Below are 14,451 nucleotides of genomic sequence, written 5' to 3' on the forward strand. Positions count from 1 at the left end.
CCACGGCGGCCGCCGTCAGCTGACGAGCCGGCCCGCCGTCCAGCGCGATCGTCCCGCCGCAGCCCATCTCGTAGACAGCCGTGCGATCGATGACGTCGTTGGGGAACTCGTCGTTGTAGGTGGCGTCGAGGAGCACGAGCTCGAACGGGTCGTAGTCGCAGTCCACCCGCGCCACCGGAGCTCGCTCGGCCGCCGCGAACGCCTCCTCGGCGTCCACCCGGTCGAGCTCGGCGGCATAGGACAGCAGGTAGCGCGCGTCGCCCTCACGGCGATAGGCGCAGATCGCGGCGCGCACCAGGCCGCCCCGTCGATCGCTGGCCGCGCCGATCCGGGGGGCCGGGATCGCCTCGAGCGTCGGCGCGCAGAGGTGCCCGGCCCGCGCCGACCCGAGGATCTCCTCGCGCAGCTCCACGTCGTCGCTGCCGACGGTGAGGGTCGTGCCCGCGACCTCGATCGTGTCCTGGACGTAGCCGCCGCCGAGCTCCACGGTGCCGGGCTCGACCGCCGCTCCGAGCCAGACGTACGGCGCGGCCGGCTCCTCCAGCGGCGAGTGCTCGATCCACGGGTAGCCCGCGCACACGTCGGTGAGCCCGATCGGCCGGCCGACCCAGCCCCGGTCCCCGGACTGCCGGAGCCGGTCGCCGTCCGGACCCACCATCGCCTCCGGGTAGCACGCCAGCGCCTCGCCGCCGGACCGGAACGGCGCTCCGCCGTACCCCCAGTCGGCGGGGACGTCGACCGCGAGGTCGCCCCAGTACTCCGTGCGCCACGCCATCAGGTCGGCCGGACGGACGCCCTCGGTCGCGGTCGGCTCACTGACCACCGGCGGCTCCTTGGTGCCGGTGTCGCCTCCGCCGGTCGCCACCGCGACGCCCCCGACGACGAGCACCACCGCAGCAGCCGCGGCAACCCCTGCTCCCCACCGGGTGCGACGCCGCCGGCCGACCTCGGCCCGGGCCCGCGCCGCGACCGGCACGGTGACGTCGGCGTCCGCGGCCTTCGCCTCCAGCCCGGCGCGCAGCACCTGCTCGATCTCGCGCTCGTCCATCACTCCTCCTCGGCCTCGTGCTCGGGGCGCGCCAGCTGGCGACGCAGGGCCGCGAGCGCACGGTGGACGTGGGAGCGGACCGTGGCCTCGGCGACGCCGAGGATCTCGGCGATCTCGCGGTACTCGAGGTCCTCGTAGTAGCGCAGCACCACGGCGGCCCGCTGCTGCGGCGCCAGCGCGGCGCACATCCGCCACACCGCGTCGTGCTGGACGACCTCGAGCGCCGGATCGGCACTTCCCGACTCCCGCACCTCGCCGACCGGCGACTCCCGGCGCCCGGTCCGTCGCCAGGCCGAGATGTGCGCGTTGACGACCATCCGCCGCACGTAGGCGTCGGGGTCCGAGCGGCGGCCGACCCAGGACCACTTCTCGCACGCGCTCACCAGCGCGGACTGGACGGCGTCCTCCGCGGCCTCCTGGGAGCCGGTGACCAGGTAGGCGAACCGCAGCAGCGCGGCGACCCGCGCCTCGACCCAGGCGTCGAAGGCCGGCTCAGCAGCCGTCGCGCGGTCGGTCACTCCCACATCCACGCACGACTCACGCCGTCACGCAGGGATCTGTTGCACCCCGACCGAGGATTTCTCGCCGAGCTTGACCCCGACGACGCCGGCCAGCACGAGCAGACCCCCGATCAGCTGCAGCACGCCCGGCAGCTCGCCGAGGAGCGCCCAGGCCCACAGCACGCCGGCGACCACCTCGGACAGCGCCACGAACGAGGCGAGCCGCGAGCCGAGCAGCCGGGCAGCCGCGATGCCGGCGACGTAGGCGAAGGAGGCAGTGACCAGCCCGAGCAGCAGCAGCGGGACCCACCAGGCGACCTCGGCGCCGCCGTACGACACCGAGGCACGATCGGCGCGCATCGGCAGCACACCGACCAGGCCGAGCACACCGAGGGCGACCCCGCCGACCACGAGGCCGCCGGCGGCCAGCGTCAGCGGTGGCAGGCCGGTCGTGTCGTCGGCGGAGATGACGAAGTACGCCGCCGCGCCGATCATGGCCGCGAGCGCCCAGGCGACGCCGCCCGCGTGCAGCCCGAAGCCGGCGAACACGTCGAGGACGAGCAGCAGGCCGAGACCGGCCACCGCGGCGCCCAGCAGGGTCACCCGTCCGGGCCGGTGGCCGTGGCGCAGCCACATCCACATCACGACCGCCGCCGGGGCGGTGTACTCGATCAAGAGGGCCGGGCCGACCTCGAGGTGCTGGACGGCCGAGAAGTAGCAGAACTGCGCTCCGGCCACGGCGAGCAGGCCGTACATCACCACCAGGGGCAGGTTGCGCCACAGGACGTCCCACCGGCCGCGCAGGGCGACCAGGCCGAACGGGAGCACGACGATCGCGCCGACGCCGATCCGGACCAGCACCACGGCACCCGCGCTCCAGCCCTGGTCGAGCAGCGGGGACGCGAGGGCGCCGGAGAGGGCGAACGAGACCGCAGACAGCAGCGCGACCGTGATCCCGGTCGCGGCCCGGGGGGCGACCACCGGGGTGTCATGAGTCATCGTTGCCATGACCAATGACATTACTGGGCGGTGCAGTAACCTGTCAATGTGGTTTTCGCTCATGACACCGCCATGGCACTCCAGGCGGCAGTGACCCTGGTCAACTCCGATCTCGATCCGGTGTCCCTGACGACGCCCGAGGAGCTCGACGAGTTCCTGTCCGACTTCGGCTACACCGGTCGCCACGACGGTGACCAGGACGAGGTCGACGCGGTGCGCGCGATCCTTCCCCAGCTGCGCGAGCTGCTGACCGGCGAGCGCGACCACGCAGCCGCCCTGGTCAACGAGATGCTCTTCCAGGCCAAGGCCCTCCCCCAGCTCGCGCGCCACGACGGCTACGACTGGCACCTCCACGCGGTCGCCCCGGACCGGCCGCTGGCCGACCGGATCATCGTCGAGACCGCGATGGCCATGATCGACGTGATCCGCGCCGACGAGCTGTCGCGTCTCGGCGTCTGCGCCGACGACGACTGCGAGGGGCTGGTGCTCGACCTGTCGCGCAACCGCTCGCGCCGGTTCTGCTCCACGGCCTGCGGCAACCGCAACGCGGTCGCCGCCTACCGCGCCCGGCAGGCATCGGCGACCTGACCCGACCCCTCCGTCGACAGCCGATCAGTCGACGAAGCGGCGCAGCACCTCGAGGAAGACCGCAGGCTGCTCGGAGTGCACCCAGTGGCCGGCGTCCTTGATCGTGACCCTCCGGACCTTCGGGAAGTAGCCCTCCATCGCGGCGGCGTAATCGTCGCGCACGTAGTGCGACTTCGAGCCGCCGATCCACAGCACCGGTCCGTCGTACGACGGCGTCCCGTCGAGCGCGCCGGCCGGCCAGCCGCCGACCTGGTCGATCTCGGCCCGGAGCAGCTCGAGGTTGGGCTGCCAGCGCCACACCTCCCCCTCCCGGCGGAGGTTCTGCAACAGGAAGCCGCGCACGCCGTCGTCGGGCACGGCTGCGACGAGCGCGGCGTCGGCCTGGGCGCGGTCGGCGAGCGTCGAGAGATCGATCGCCAGCATCGCGTCGATGTAGCGCACGAACTCCGAGGCGTGCCGGTAGGCCACCGGCGCGACGTCGACCACGCACAGGCGCTCGACCAGCTCGGGGTGCTGCAGGGCGAGCACCATCGCGATCTTGCCGCCCATCGAGTGCCCGACCAGGGCAACCGGGTCGTCCGCGCTGAGCAGCTCGGCCACCTGGGCGGCGGCAGCGACGAAGTCGAACCGCTCGCTCCACGGCGACCGGCCGTGGTCCGGCATGTCGACCAGCAGGACCCGGTGGTCGGTGGCCAGCGCCTTCGCGTGCTGGGTCCAGTTGCGTCCCTGCCCGAACAGGCCGTGGCAGAAGACGATCCGGCTGCCGTGGTCGCCGTACGACGTGGTGTGGAGCGGCACGGCGTCAGTCTCGCAGGCGCACCGGAGCGGACGCGGCTCCCCCCGAAGCGAGTCCGACACTCTGAGACACCTACCCCACGTCCTGCGCAATCGACGGGTATGAGTCAAGATGGTGCCTCAGGTTTGTCACCGACCCGGGGGAGAACTCTTGCGACCCGCCCTGTTCGTCCGCGCGCTTCTCGCGCTGGCCGCTGCCTTCGCGCTGGGAGGCACCCTCTTCGCGGCGCCCGCCACGTCGACCACCGCCGACAGTGTCACGAGCCGGGTCTCGACCCAGGTGACGGCGCGCGCGCCGGGGTGCATCCCGCGCTGCTGGACCGCGATCTCCTTCAACACCGCGACCCTTCGCGGCGGCTGGACCCAGAACGGCGACTGGGGCACCAAGGCCGGCGCGATGAGCTCCGCGCTGCGGCACTGCCGGGTGCGCCCGGTCAACGCGGGTCACCGTCAGGCCTGTGTCTTGCCGGGCAACCGTGACCTCTACGCCCAGAACGGCTGCGTCGCGGTCGCGTGGCGGGTGCGCAACGATCACCTGGTCGAGTGGAACAAGGGCAAGGCCTTCGGCCCGAAGGCCGCGATGCGTGAAGCCCGCCGCAAGGTCGACGGCCGGGGCACGATCGACTCCGGCTACTCCTGCGCACCGAGGCGCTGGCGGGGCTGAGCTCCGGTTTCCGGGTTTACCCGGGCGGCGGCGGTGCATGATGTGTCCCGTTAACCGTCTCAATGAACCCGGGAGATCACGTATGGGACTCACGACTTTCCTCCGCTCGGCACTGGCCCTCGCTGCGGCCTTGCTGCTGGGCGGCGCCCTCATCGCCACCGCTCCGACCGCGTCGGCCAAGGCCGCTCCGTCGACCGCCTCGACGCCCGCCGCGGAGCGCGCCACCGACGCCGAACGCCTCGCGACCTGCGCCTGGCGCCAGCGGCGGTGCTTCGGCGCCATCTCGTTCAACACCCGCACCGGCGAGGTCGGGTTCGCCAACGACAAGCGCACCAAGGCCAAGGCCATCAGCGTCGCCCAGCGCAGCTGCAAGGCCCGCTCGGAGGCCGGTGACGGCTTCCCCGGCCAGTGCGTGAAGGCCGGCTGGGTGCGCAACGGCTGCCTCTACCTCGCGATCCGGATCAACAACGGCCAGCTCGCCGAGTGGGGCAGCGCCTACAGCTACGGCAAGGCGGCCGCGCGGGAGAAGGCCTTGGACAAGGTCCGCGGCCCCGGCGACGAGCGGGTCCACTACTGGCTCTGCACGACGCGCCGTCGCTGAGCTGAGCAACGCACAGCAACAACAGAAGCGGCCCCGCACCTGGTGGTGCGGGGCCGCTTCGTCGTCGTACGACGGACTCGATCAGCTGTAGTCGTGGAAGCCCTTGCCGGTCTTGCGACCCAGGGCGCCCTCGGCGACCTTCTGCTCGAGCAGCGCGGCAGGCGCGAAGCCCGGCTCCTTGAACTCGGCGTGGAGCTCCTGCTGGATCGCCAGCGACACGTCGTTGCCGACGACGTCGAGCAGCTGGAACGGACCCATCGGGAAGCCGGCCTGCTCCTTGATCGCTGCGTCGATGGTGTCGAGGTCGACGCCCGACTCGTGCAGGGTGACCGCGTCGTTGAGGTAGGGGAACAGCAGGCAGTTCACGATGAAGCCCGACCGGTCGCCGCACGAGACCGCGACCTTGCCCACGTTGGCGCAGAGGGCCAGCACCGTCTCGTTGACGTCGGCGGAGGTCGCCTCGGTCGTCACGACCTCGACCAGCTTCATGATCGTGGCCGGGTTGAAGAAGTGCATGCCGATGACCGACTCGGGTCGCGACGTCGCTTCGCCGAGCCTGGTGATGGGCATCGAGGAGGTGGTGGTCGCGAGGATCGCACCCGGCTTGCAGATCCGGTCGAGGTCCTTGTAGAGCTGGGTCTTGATCTCGAGGTCCTCGGCGATCGCCTCCACGACGATGTCGACGTCGCCCAGCGCCTCGCGCTCGGTCGAGCCGGTCAGCCGGTCGAGCACGTCGGACTTGCCGTTCTCGTCGATCTTGCCCTTCTCGACCATCTTCGAGAGGCCCTTGTCGATGAAGGAGATGACGCCTGCGATCTTGTCCTCGCCGCGGCCCACGAACACCACGTCGTAGCCCGCCTGGGCGAAGACCTGGACGATGCCGGACGCCATGGTGCCGGTGCCGACCACCCCGACCTTGCTGATCTGCTGCTTGAACTCCGGCGCGGCGCCGTCCGCGCCGGCGCCCTCCTCAGCGAAGGTCCGACCCTCGGTCGCCAGCTTCTCCAGCAGGTCGGCCGGCTGGTGCAGGTGGTCGCCGGTCTCGGCGAACCGGGCGGCGAGCTGGTCGCGCACGGTGGCGGCGCCGAGCTCGTCGATCACGGTCAGCGGGCCCTTGGGGTAGCCGCAGCCGAACCGCATCGCGGCGTCGATGTCGCCGCTGGAGGCGTACGACGCCTCGTACATGCGCACCGCGTGGTTCAGGTACGGCAGCACCAGGGTGCTGAAGATCTGCTCGTTGGTCGGGTCACTGAGCTGGGTCATGCAGGAAGTGTCGCAAAACGCGACCCCGGTTGTACCCGCTGGTAACTATGCGAGACGGAGGCCGGTCTCGATCCGCAGCACCTTCGACCGCGACGACTCGCCGCGGACCACCGACACGGCCGCGCGCGGCAGGCCCAGCTGGTCGGCGACGAAGCCCACCAGCGCCGCGTTGGCCCTGCCGTCGACGGGAGGCGCCTGGAGCCGGATCCGGAGCTGCTCGCCGTACTCCCCCGCCACCTCGGTGCGCGACGCTCCCGGCTGCACCCGCACCGACAGCTGCCAGCTGCCGTCGCGCTGCTGGTGCCACCAGGGACGGTCGGGCTCGATCTCCACGGGCGCCACTGTAGGTTGGGCGCTCGTGAGACTCGTCGTCGCGCGCTGCCAGGTGGACTACGCCGGTCGCCTCACCGCCCACCTCCCCATGGCCACCCGGGTGCTCATGATCAAAGCGGACGGATCCGTGCTGGTCCACTCCGACGGCGGCTCCTACAAGCCGCTGAACTGGATGTCGCCTCCGTGCACCGTGCGCGAGGGCACGACCGACGACGGCGCTGTCGAGTGGACGGTCACGGCGAAGGCCGCCAAGGGCGCCGCCCCCGACACGTTGCGGATCCTCATCGAGGAGATCCACCACGACTCCCACCACGACCTGGGCATCGACCCGGGCCTGCAGAAGGACGGCGTCGAGAAGCACCTCCAGGAGCTGCTCGCCGACCACCCGGCGACGCTGATGCCCGGTCTCTCGTTGGTACGTCGGGAGTACCCCACCGCGATCGGCCCGGTCGACCTGATGTGCCGGGACGCCGACGGGGTCAGCGTCGCGGTCGAGATCAAGCGCCGCGGTGAGATCGACGGCGTCGAGCAGCTCACCCGCTACCTGGAGCTCCTCAACCGCGACCCGCTGCTCGCCCCGGTCCGCGGCATCTTCGCCGCCCAGGAGATCAAGCCCCAGGCGCGCGTCCTCGCCGGCGACCGCGGCATCACCTGTGCCCTCGTCGACTACGACGCGCTGCGCGGGCTCGACGACCCCACCGACCGGCTCTTCTGAGCCGGCCCGTGGCCCGGGACCACGCCCCGGACGTCACCAACCGGCGGTCCGACCGTTGTCTTGGCAGGAGCAACCCACTGTCGAGCCCCGGAGAGGGTTTTCTGGATGCCGAGGACCATCGCCGTCGCGCTGCTCGTGATCGTCTCGGTCGTGGTCCAGCTCGGCGCCACGTCCAGCACCGCCGCCGTCTCGGGCCCCACCGCCGTGTCCAGCACGGCTGCCGCCTCCAGCACGTGGCGCCCGCCGGTCGTCCTCGTCCACGGCTACAACAGCAAGGGCAGCCTCTGCGAGGGGATCAACCTGGACAGCTACTGGCGCGCGGTGACGACCGAGCTGACGGTGCGCAGGCGCATTCCCGCGGGGCGCGTCCTGCCGGTCAGCTTCTACAAGTGCGACACCCACGGCGTCGACATCACCGGCTCCGGCCCCGGGACGGACTACCCGCTCACGAAGACCCCCGGCACGACGTATCCCCGTGCCGGCGTCACCACCGACGCCTCCATCGTCCGGATCGCCCGTGACCTGGCGTGGTTCGTCCACAACGAGTTCACCCGGTTCGGCCGGACGGTCTACGTGATCGGCCACTCCATGGGTGGCCTCGTCATCAGGGAAGCGCTGCGCCGCGTGCAGGCCGGGGACCCGGCGTTCCCCCGGAGGCTGGACGTGCTGACCGCACTGACGGTCTCGACTCCGCACGCAGGCTGGCAGAAGAGCTGCAGCGCGAACACCCAGTGCTCGGAGATGACGCCGGGCTCGCAGTTCCTCGCCACGCTGCGGACCAACCGGAACCCGCAGGGCGTGAACGGCACCCGCTGGTGGGCGATGGCGACGCAGGGCAACCTGGTCGACGGCGCGACCCTCCCCTGTGACGGCATCCCGACCGAGTCGGCGACGGCCATCACCGCGATCAAGCTCGTCTACGTCGATCCGTGCTACCGGCACAACGAGTACCTCAACGACGCCGACCAGACTCTCGACGCCCAAGGCAGCGCCGCGCTCCGCGGTCGCCACTCGGTGGCGATGATGGGCCACGTCGTCAAATAGGCTGTGGCCCGACATGGCCACGATCTTCCACCTCGCCCTCGCCTCGGACTGGGCGGCCGCGCAGGACGCCGGCGCCTACACCACCTCGACCCGCGGGCTCACCCTCGCCGAGGTGGGCTTCATCCACTGCAGCCGCGGTGACCAGTGGCCGGCCGTGCGCGAGGCGTTCTACGGCGACGTGACCGAGCCGATGCTGCTGCTCCAGATCGACACCGACCGGCTCGACGTACCTGTCGTGGAGGAGCCCGGCGCACCGGGCTCCTCGGAGACCTTCCCCCATGTCTACGGGCCGCTCGCGCTCGACGCGGTGGTCAGGGCGATGCCGGTGCCGGTCGCCGGGAGCGCTCGAGCCGGGGCAGCGCGCGGCGACTCGTTCGGACGGGCCTTCCTCGACGAGATGTTCCTCAACATGGCGCTGGTGGTCCTGATCCTGCTCGCCACGGCGGCCGGTCTCGGCGCGGGCAACGCGATCGGGGGCGACGTCGCGCCCTTCGTCGGTCTCGTGCTGGGGGTGCTCGTCGGGATCGGGCTGGCGCGCTGGATCTACCTGCGGCGCCTCAGCCAGGGGCGGCGGCGACCAGGTCGACCACCTCGTCGGCACAGCCCCAGCTGAGGGTCACGCCCGCTCCGCCGTGCCCGTAGCAGTGCACGACGTCGCCCACCCGCTCGAGACGGATCGAGGGGCGGGCCGGGCGGAGACCGACCTTGTGCCGCAGCACCTTGGCGCCGCTGAGCGCCGGCACCAGCGCGGTGGCGCGGGCGAGGACCGCCTGGGCCGTCCCGGGGTCCGGGGTCCGGCTCCACTCACCGTGCTCCTCGGTGCCGCCGACGACGATGTCGGACGCACGCGGGACGACGTACGTCGGAGCGTCGCCCGCGGTGTCCAGCCACCACTCCTGCAGGCCGACCTGCTCGAGCACGACCACCTGCCCGCGCACCGGGACCACCGTGGTGTCCGCCGCGAGGAGCCGCGCGCCGAGGCCGGCGCAGTCGAGCACGACATCGGCAGCACCGATCTCGTCGGTGGGGGGCAGTCCGCCGAGGTTGAGCCGGGTGAGCGTGCCGCCGAGCTCACCGAGCCGGCCGACGAGCCACTCCAGGTAGACGGGCATCTCGACCACGGGCGCGCGGAAGGTCCAGCCGTCGGCGTACCCGGCTGGCAGGCCGTCGGTGGGCGTGAGCCGGCGCAACGACGGCACTGCGGCGCCCCACCAGGGGTCGTCGGTCGCCGTACGGAAGACCTCGGTGCCGTCGACCATGCGGACGCCGGTCGCGGGGTCGGCCGCGAGCTCGGCGAACACGCCGTAGGACCGCCCCGCCCAGGCCGAGACCCGGTCCTGCGGCAGGGCCAGGTAGGGGTACCAGAGCGCGGCGGCCACCGCCGACGTCGTCTCGAGCGGCAGGTCCCGCCCGACCACGTCGACCCGGTGGCCGGCCTCGGCCAGGCGCACCGCGCTCGTCAGGCCGACCACGCCGGCCCCGACGACGATCACCCTGGCCATGACCGGCTGGGTCAGGCGCCGGCTGCAGGTGGCGCGGTGGGGTCGGTCGCGCCGCCGCCCTGCTCGCGGGCGACGTACTCCTCGATGTCGTTGAGGTCGTCCTTGCTGCGGGTGACGATCGCGAGCAGGTCGCTCATGGTGGCGACCTCCTCGACCTGCTCCTTGATGAACCAGCCCATGAACTGCTCGGAGGCGAAGTCGCCCTCCTCGCGGGCGATGCGGAGCAGCCCGTTGATCTGTGAGGTGACCCGCTTCTCCTGCTCGAGCGCGAGCTCGATGGGGGCGACGACGTCGGCGAACTCGGAGACCGGCGCCTCGACGCCCGGGATCGCGACGGGCACGTCGGTGTCGAGGAGGTACTTCACCATCATCATCGCGTGCTCGCGCTCCTCGAGCGCCTGCGCGTAGAAGAACGCCGCCATCTGCGGCATCGTCAGCGCGTCGTAATAGACCGCGCACGCGAGGTACTGGTTGTGCGCGGCGAACTCGTTGCCGATCTGGACGTTGAGCTGATCGGTGAACCGGGGGGCAGCCATGAGGGGAGCCTAGTAGCAGCCGTCAGGCTGCCTTCTCGAGGTCCTTCTTGGAGACCTTCTTGCCGTCCTTGGCACGCACGAGGACGCGCTTCTTGACGGTGTAGCCGTCCGGGAGCGTGCCGTCCTTCAGCATCCGCAACGGGCATCGTCCGCACTTGTCCTTGGACACGCAGCACTTCGTCTTCGGCAGCTTGCCCGCCTTCGACTTCTTGCCCTTGGCCATGCCGGAAGTGTAGGAGGCTAAGGCTTGCCTCACCTAAACAATGAGGTCGATGTCACATCCGGCTCCGCCGGGCTAGGGTCGGCCCGTGATCGAGATCTGGGTGAACCCCGCCTGCTCGAAGTGCCGCACGGCGGTCAGCGAGCTGGACGCGGCCGGCAAGGAGTACGTCGTACGCCGCTACCTCGAGCAGCCACCGACGACGGCCGAGCTGGAGGACGTGCTGGCCAGGTTGGGGCTCGAGCCGTGGGACATCGCCCGCACCGCGGACGCCCCGAAGCTCGGTGTCACCCTGCCGGCCAGGGACGCCGACCACCGGCACACCTGGCTGGAGCTGATGAGCGACCACCCCGGCCTGATCCAGCGGCCGATCATCACCGCTTCGGACGGCACGACCGTCATCGGTCGCGACCCGGACTCGCTCGCGACGGTCATCGACGCCGGCTGATCGCACCGACGGTCAGGACAGGCCGTTGGCCTTCCGGATGACCTGCACGATGCCGCCCATGATCTCGGTGAGTCCGTAGTCCTTCGGCGTGTAGACGGCGGCGACCCCGAGCTCGACCAGGCGCTTGCCGTCGGACTCGGGGATGATGCCGCCGACGATGACGGGCACGTCGCCCATGCCGGCCTCCTTGAGGCCCTCCAGCACGCTCGGCACGAGCTCCATGTGCGAGCCGGACAGGATCGACAGGCCGACGCAGTGCACGTCCTCGGCCACGGCCGCGGCGACGATCTGCTCGGGCGTCAGCCGGATGCCCTGGTAGATGACCTCGAACCCGGCGTCGCGGGCGCGTACGGCGACCTGCTCGGCGCCGTTGGAGTGGCCGTCGAGCCCGGGCTTGCCGACCAGCAGGCGCAGCCGTCCGCCGGCACCCCCGGCGAGCTCCTCGCCGGTCGCCTTGACGGCCTCGCGGACCGCGGTGAGGTCGGCGCCGGCCTCGGCGACACCGATCGCACCGCTGACGCCCGTCGGCGCGCGGAACTCGCCGAAGACCTCACGCAGCGTCCCGGCCCACTCCCCCGTGGTCGCGCCCGCACGGGCGGCGGCGAGAGTGGCCGGCATCAGGTTGACGCCGCTCTTCGCGTCCTCGGCGAGCTTGGCGAGCGCATCGGCGACCTCGGTCGCGTCCCGCTGCTCCTTCCAGGTCTCGACCGACGCCAGCGCGGACTTCTCCGCCTCGGGGTCGGCGGCCATGATCGCGCCGTCCAGGTCCGCGGTCAGCGGGCTCGGCTCGGTGGTCTCGAACTTGTTGACGCCGACGATGACCTCGTCGCCGGACTCGATCCGGCCGCGGCGCGCGGCGTGCGCGGAGACGAGCTCCTGCTTCATGTAGCCGGAGTCGACCGCCGCGATCGCGCCGCCCATCGCCTGCACCCGGTCGATCTCGGCCTTGGCGCCCTCGACGAGCTCCTTGACCTTGGCCTCGATGACGTGCGAGCCCTCGAAGATGTCGTCGTACTCGAGCAGGTCCGACTCGAAGGCCAGGACCTGCTGCAGCCGCAGCGACCACTGCTGGTCCCACGGGCGGGGCAGGCCGAGCGCCTCGTTCCACGCCGGCAGCTGGACCGCTCGGGCACGGGCGTTCTTCGACAGCGTCACGCCGAGCATCTCGAGCACGATCCGCTGCACGTTGTTCTCGGGCTGGGCCTCGGTGAGGCCGAGCGAGTTGACCTGGACGCCGTACCGGAACCGGCGCATCTTCGGGTCGGTCACGCCGTAGCGCTCCCGGGTGATCTCGTCCCAGAGCTGGTTGAAGGCGCGCATCTTGCACGTCTCCTCGATGAACCGGACGCCGGCGTTGACGAAGAACGAGATCCGTCCGACGACCTTCTCGAAGTCGGCCTCGTCCACCTGTCCGGAGTCACGGACGGCGTCGAGCACGGCGATCGCCGTGCACAGGGCGTAGGCCAGCTCCTGGGTCGGGGTGGCCCCGGCCTCCTGCAGGTGGTAGCTGCAGATGTTGATCGGGTTCCACTTCGGGATCTGGTGGACCGTGTACGCGATCATGTCGGCGATCAGCCGGAGCGAGTGCTCGGGCGGGAACACGTAGGTGCCCCGCGAGAGGTACTCCTTGATGATGTCGTTCTGCGTCGTGCCGGCGAGCTGCGCCGCGACCTCGTCGGGCGACACGTCGGCCCCCGGAACGGCTCCAGCCTGCTCCTCGGCCACCACCTGGTACAAAGCGAGCAGCCACATCGCCGTCGCGTTGATCGTCATCGAGGTGTTCATCTCGACGAGCGGGATGTCCTTGAAGAGCTTGCGCATCTCGCCGAGGTGCGGAACCGGTACGCCGACCTTCCCGACCTCGCCGCGCGCCAGCGGGCTGTCGGGGTCGTAGCCGGTCTGCGTCGGCAGGTCGAAGGCCACCGACAGGCCGGTCTGGCCCTTGGCCAGGTTGGTCCGGTACAGCGCGTTGGACGCCTCGGCCGTGGAGTGGCCGGCGTAGGTGCGCATCACCCAGGGTCGGTCCTTCTGGGGCGTCGACTCGCTCATGGAGCGAAGCCTAGGGCCCGCACTACCGCTTGGTAACACCCCGGACATGTGGGGTTTCCGACACGGATCAGGCGTGGGTCAGACCGCGATGGGCTCGCGCTCGACCTCGAAGAACCGGATCAGGTGGCTGAGGTGGAGCATCCGGCGCACCGCCGGGCACGCACCGCGCAGCACGATCCGCTGGCCGCCGCGGCGGGCGAACCGGCTGGCGACCGCCAGCACCTTGAGGGCGGTGTGGTCGACGGTGTCGACCTCGGTCAGGTCGATCGTGATCTGACCGTCGTTGCGCCGCAGGGCCTCGTAGACCGCGTTGCGGACCTCGCTGGTGCTGCGAACGTCGAAGTCGCCGCTGAGCAACAGCGTCGGGCCGTTGGTCATGATCTGCATGTCCTGTCCCTCCCACTGAGTGCTCGTGCCGCCCCGGGCGACCGAAGGTGTTCCTTCTCTCTACCCACCATGACGCGCGACACACGGATTCGGTTGCATGTGGGCGCGAGATCGTTTCGGTGTGTCGTGGGTCACATCGACGTTCGCGGGTTCTGCGACGCGGTCGCCGCGAACGGGACAAGATCGGCACTCGACCCGAGAAAGGACGTGCTCATGACACCGACTCCCCGCCGTACCTCCCGCCTCGTCCTGGTGCCCGCCCTGGCGCTCACCGCCGTCCTCGCCGGGTGCGGCGACGACGACTCGGACGGGTCCGACGCCGTGGAGACCGTGACCGTCGAGGCGACCGGGACACCCACCGAGACGACGACCACGGAGTCCGCGACGACGACCACCGAGGTCCCGACGACCAGCGCAGCGCCCCCGGACGGCTGCGAGGCGGCTCCTCCCGCCGGCGAGGTGGCCACGCCGACTGCGCCGACTGCCTACACGACGGGCGCGGGCGGCCTGGCCATCGAGCTCTCCGACGGCACCACCGACTGCGTGACGTTCGCGGCGACGGAGGGCGCGGCCGGCGAGTGGGACGTCGACTCGACCGAGCTGCTGGTCGAGCTCGGCTCGCCGGCGGCCGGCCTCCACCTCACCCTGACGGACTACACCGACGACGGCGTCGACGACATCGCGGCCAACCAGGGCGACCCCTTCACCGGGATCCAGTACGCCGACGCCTACTGGGTCGACTCGTTCCACTCGGCCTGC

General features: G+C 71.2%; 19 protein-coding genes. 8 read left to right on the forward strand and 11 right to left on the reverse strand.

The genetic code is table 11. From position 1 onward, the window contains the following. The 3 genes from H0488_RS15640 to H0488_RS15650 form a co-directional block, all read right to left on the reverse strand. Positions 1 to 1,048: hypothetical protein (locus tag H0488_RS15640; protein ID WP_220794648.1), on the reverse strand; the 1,048-nt coding region annotated here is incomplete at its 3' end. Continuing rightward, positions 1,048 to 1,566, reverse strand: coding sequence for a SigE family RNA polymerase sigma factor (locus tag H0488_RS15645; RefSeq protein ID WP_183100196.1), 519 nt, complete (start codon positions 1,564 to 1,566; stop codon positions 1,048 to 1,050). The genes H0488_RS15640 and H0488_RS15645, both read right to left, overlap by 1 nt. A 27-nt stretch (positions 1,567 to 1,593) precedes the next feature. Beyond that, a complete protein-coding gene (locus H0488_RS15650) occupies positions 1,594 to 2,556 on the reverse strand; it encodes an EamA family transporter (RefSeq protein WP_183100197.1) in 963 nt (320 codons plus the stop codon). A 63-nt stretch (positions 2,557 to 2,619) separates the two neighbouring features. On the opposite strand from H0488_RS15650, the gene H0488_RS15655 reads away from it, so the two are divergent. After that, complete coding sequence (locus tag H0488_RS15655; RefSeq protein ID WP_220794649.1) at positions 2,620 to 3,135, forward strand: CGNR zinc finger domain-containing protein; 516 nt, start codon at positions 2,620 to 2,622, stop codon at positions 3,133 to 3,135. A gap of 24 nt (positions 3,136 to 3,159) precedes the next feature. On the opposite strand, the gene H0488_RS15660 is transcribed toward H0488_RS15655, so the two are convergent. Next, on the reverse strand, positions 3,160 to 3,933 hold the full coding sequence (locus H0488_RS15660; RefSeq protein WP_183100199.1) for an alpha/beta fold hydrolase: 774 nt from the start codon (positions 3,931 to 3,933) through the stop codon (positions 3,160 to 3,162). 148 nt (positions 3,934 to 4,081) lie between these two features. Between H0488_RS15660 and H0488_RS15665 the strand changes: the two genes are divergently transcribed. Further along, positions 4,082 to 4,594: a hypothetical protein gene (locus H0488_RS15665; protein ID WP_183100200.1), complete on the forward strand. Its 513-nt coding sequence runs from the start codon at positions 4,082 to 4,084 to the stop codon at positions 4,592 to 4,594. Positions 4,595 to 4,676: 82 nt separating this feature from the next. After that, complete coding sequence (locus tag H0488_RS15670) at positions 4,677 to 5,195, forward strand: DUF4189 domain-containing protein (RefSeq protein ID WP_183100201.1); 519 nt, start codon at positions 4,677 to 4,679, stop codon at positions 5,193 to 5,195. Positions 5,196 to 5,276: 81 nt separating this feature from the next. Here H0488_RS15670 and H0488_RS15675 read toward each other — a convergent pair whose 3' ends face one another. Continuing rightward, positions 5,277 to 6,458 (reverse strand): 3-hydroxyacyl-CoA dehydrogenase NAD-binding domain-containing protein, encoded by a 1,182-nt coding sequence (locus H0488_RS15675; RefSeq protein WP_183100202.1) that lies wholly within the window; start codon positions 6,456 to 6,458, stop codon positions 5,277 to 5,279. Between the two features lie 45 nt (positions 6,459 to 6,503). Continuing rightward, the gene (locus H0488_RS15680; protein ID WP_312856372.1) at positions 6,504 to 6,791 is read right to left on the reverse strand and encodes a DUF167 domain-containing protein; all 288 of its coding nucleotides are present in this window, start codon (positions 6,789 to 6,791) and stop codon (positions 6,504 to 6,506) included. 25 nt (positions 6,792 to 6,816) lie between these two features. Between H0488_RS15680 and nucS the strand changes: the two genes are divergently transcribed. The 3 genes from nucS (at position 6,817) to H0488_RS15695 (ending at position 9,163) form a co-directional block, all read left to right on the forward strand. Further along, positions 6,817 to 7,506 carry an endonuclease NucS gene (nucS, locus tag H0488_RS15685; protein ID WP_183100203.1) on the forward strand — a complete coding sequence of 230 codons (690 nt, stop codon included), beginning with the start codon at positions 6,817 to 6,819 and terminating at the stop codon, positions 7,504 to 7,506. A 105-nt stretch (positions 7,507 to 7,611) separates the two neighbouring features. Next, on the forward strand, positions 7,612 to 8,550 hold the full coding sequence (locus H0488_RS15690) for an alpha/beta fold hydrolase (protein ID WP_183100204.1): 939 nt from the start codon (positions 7,612 to 7,614) through the stop codon (positions 8,548 to 8,550). Positions 8,551 to 8,563: 13 nt separating this feature from the next. Next, positions 8,564 to 9,163, forward strand: a complete 600-nt coding sequence (locus tag H0488_RS15695) for a DUF952 domain-containing protein (protein ID WP_183100205.1) — start codon at positions 8,564 to 8,566, stop codon at positions 9,161 to 9,163. Here H0488_RS15695 and H0488_RS15700 read toward each other — a convergent pair. From H0488_RS15700 to H0488_RS15710, 3 genes are read right to left on the reverse strand one after another with little or no spacing between them, the layout of a single operon-like run. After that, positions 9,108 to 10,052 (reverse strand): FAD-dependent oxidoreductase, encoded by a 945-nt coding sequence (locus tag H0488_RS15700; RefSeq protein WP_183100206.1) that lies wholly within the window; start codon positions 10,050 to 10,052, stop codon positions 9,108 to 9,110. The genes H0488_RS15695 and H0488_RS15700 overlap by 56 nt on opposite strands. 11 nt (positions 10,053 to 10,063) lie before the next feature. Beyond that, the gene (locus H0488_RS15705) at positions 10,064 to 10,588 is read right to left on the reverse strand and encodes a ferritin (RefSeq protein ID WP_183100207.1); all 525 of its coding nucleotides are present in this window, start codon (positions 10,586 to 10,588) and stop codon (positions 10,064 to 10,066) included. A 22-nt stretch (positions 10,589 to 10,610) separates the two neighbouring features. Then, positions 10,611 to 10,811 carry a hypothetical protein gene (locus H0488_RS15710; protein WP_183100208.1) on the reverse strand — a complete coding sequence of 67 codons (201 nt, stop codon included), beginning with the start codon at positions 10,809 to 10,811 and terminating at the stop codon, positions 10,611 to 10,613. An 85-nt stretch (positions 10,812 to 10,896) separates the two neighbouring features. Here H0488_RS15710 and H0488_RS15715 point away from each other — a divergent pair, with 85 nt between their 5' ends. Next, complete coding sequence (locus H0488_RS15715) at positions 10,897 to 11,256, forward strand: ArsC/Spx/MgsR family protein (protein WP_312856373.1); 360 nt, start codon at positions 10,897 to 10,899, stop codon at positions 11,254 to 11,256. A gap of 12 nt (positions 11,257 to 11,268) precedes the next feature. Here the strand turns inward: H0488_RS15715 and H0488_RS15720 are convergent, their stop codons facing one another. Both H0488_RS15720 and H0488_RS15725 read right to left on the reverse strand, forming a co-directional pair. After that, the gene (locus tag H0488_RS15720; RefSeq protein WP_183100209.1) at positions 11,269 to 13,305 is read right to left on the reverse strand and encodes an ethylmalonyl-CoA mutase; all 2,037 of its coding nucleotides are present in this window, start codon (positions 13,303 to 13,305) and stop codon (positions 11,269 to 11,271) included. A 78-nt stretch (positions 13,306 to 13,383) separates the two neighbouring features. After that, entirely contained in the window at positions 13,384 to 13,692 is a 309-nt protein-coding gene (locus H0488_RS15725; protein ID WP_183100210.1) for an STAS domain-containing protein, read from the reverse strand. A gap of 213 nt (positions 13,693 to 13,905) precedes the next feature. On the opposite strand from H0488_RS15725, the gene H0488_RS15730 reads away from it, so the two are divergent. Continuing rightward, on the forward strand, positions 13,906 to 14,451 hold a 546-nt coding region (locus H0488_RS15730; protein ID WP_220794652.1), incomplete at its 3' end, for a hypothetical protein.

It is taken from the genome of Nocardioides pelophilus (genome assembly GCF_014180685.1).
Taxonomy (GTDB): Bacteria; Actinomycetota; Actinomycetes; order Propionibacteriales; family Nocardioidaceae; genus Nocardioides; species Nocardioides pelophilus.

Coding starts and splice junctions, on each gene's coding strand:
- H0488_RS15650 (WP_183100197.1), bottom strand. CDS start 2,556: ATGGCAACGATGACTCATGACACCCCGGTGGTCGCCCCCCGGGCCGCG.
- H0488_RS15655 (WP_220794649.1), top strand. CDS start 2,620: ATGGCACTCCAGGCGGCAGTGACCCTGGTCAACTCCGATCTCGATCCG.
- H0488_RS15670 (WP_183100201.1), top strand. CDS start 4,677: ATGGGACTCACGACTTTCCTCCGCTCGGCACTGGCCCTCGCTGCGGCC.
- H0488_RS15675 (WP_183100202.1), bottom strand. CDS start 6,458: ATGACCCAGCTCAGTGACCCGACCAACGAGCAGATCTTCAGCACCCTG.
- H0488_RS15690 (WP_183100204.1), top strand. CDS start 7,612: ATGCCGAGGACCATCGCCGTCGCGCTGCTCGTGATCGTCTCGGTCGTG.
- H0488_RS15695 (WP_183100205.1), top strand. CDS start 8,564: ATGGCCACGATCTTCCACCTCGCCCTCGCCTCGGACTGGGCGGCCGCG.
- H0488_RS15700 (WP_183100206.1), bottom strand. CDS start 10,052: ATGGCCAGGGTGATCGTCGTCGGGGCCGGCGTGGTCGGCCTGACGAGC.
- H0488_RS15705 (WP_183100207.1), bottom strand. CDS start 10,588: ATGGCTGCCCCCCGGTTCACCGATCAGCTCAACGTCCAGATCGGCAAC.
- H0488_RS15710 (WP_183100208.1), bottom strand. CDS start 10,811: ATGGCCAAGGGCAAGAAGTCGAAGGCGGGCAAGCTGCCGAAGACGAAG.
- H0488_RS15720 (WP_183100209.1), bottom strand. CDS start 13,305: ATGAGCGAGTCGACGCCCCAGAAGGACCGACCCTGGGTGATGCGCACC.
- H0488_RS15725 (WP_183100210.1), bottom strand. CDS start 13,692: ATGCAGATCATGACCAACGGCCCGACGCTGTTGCTCAGCGGCGACTTC.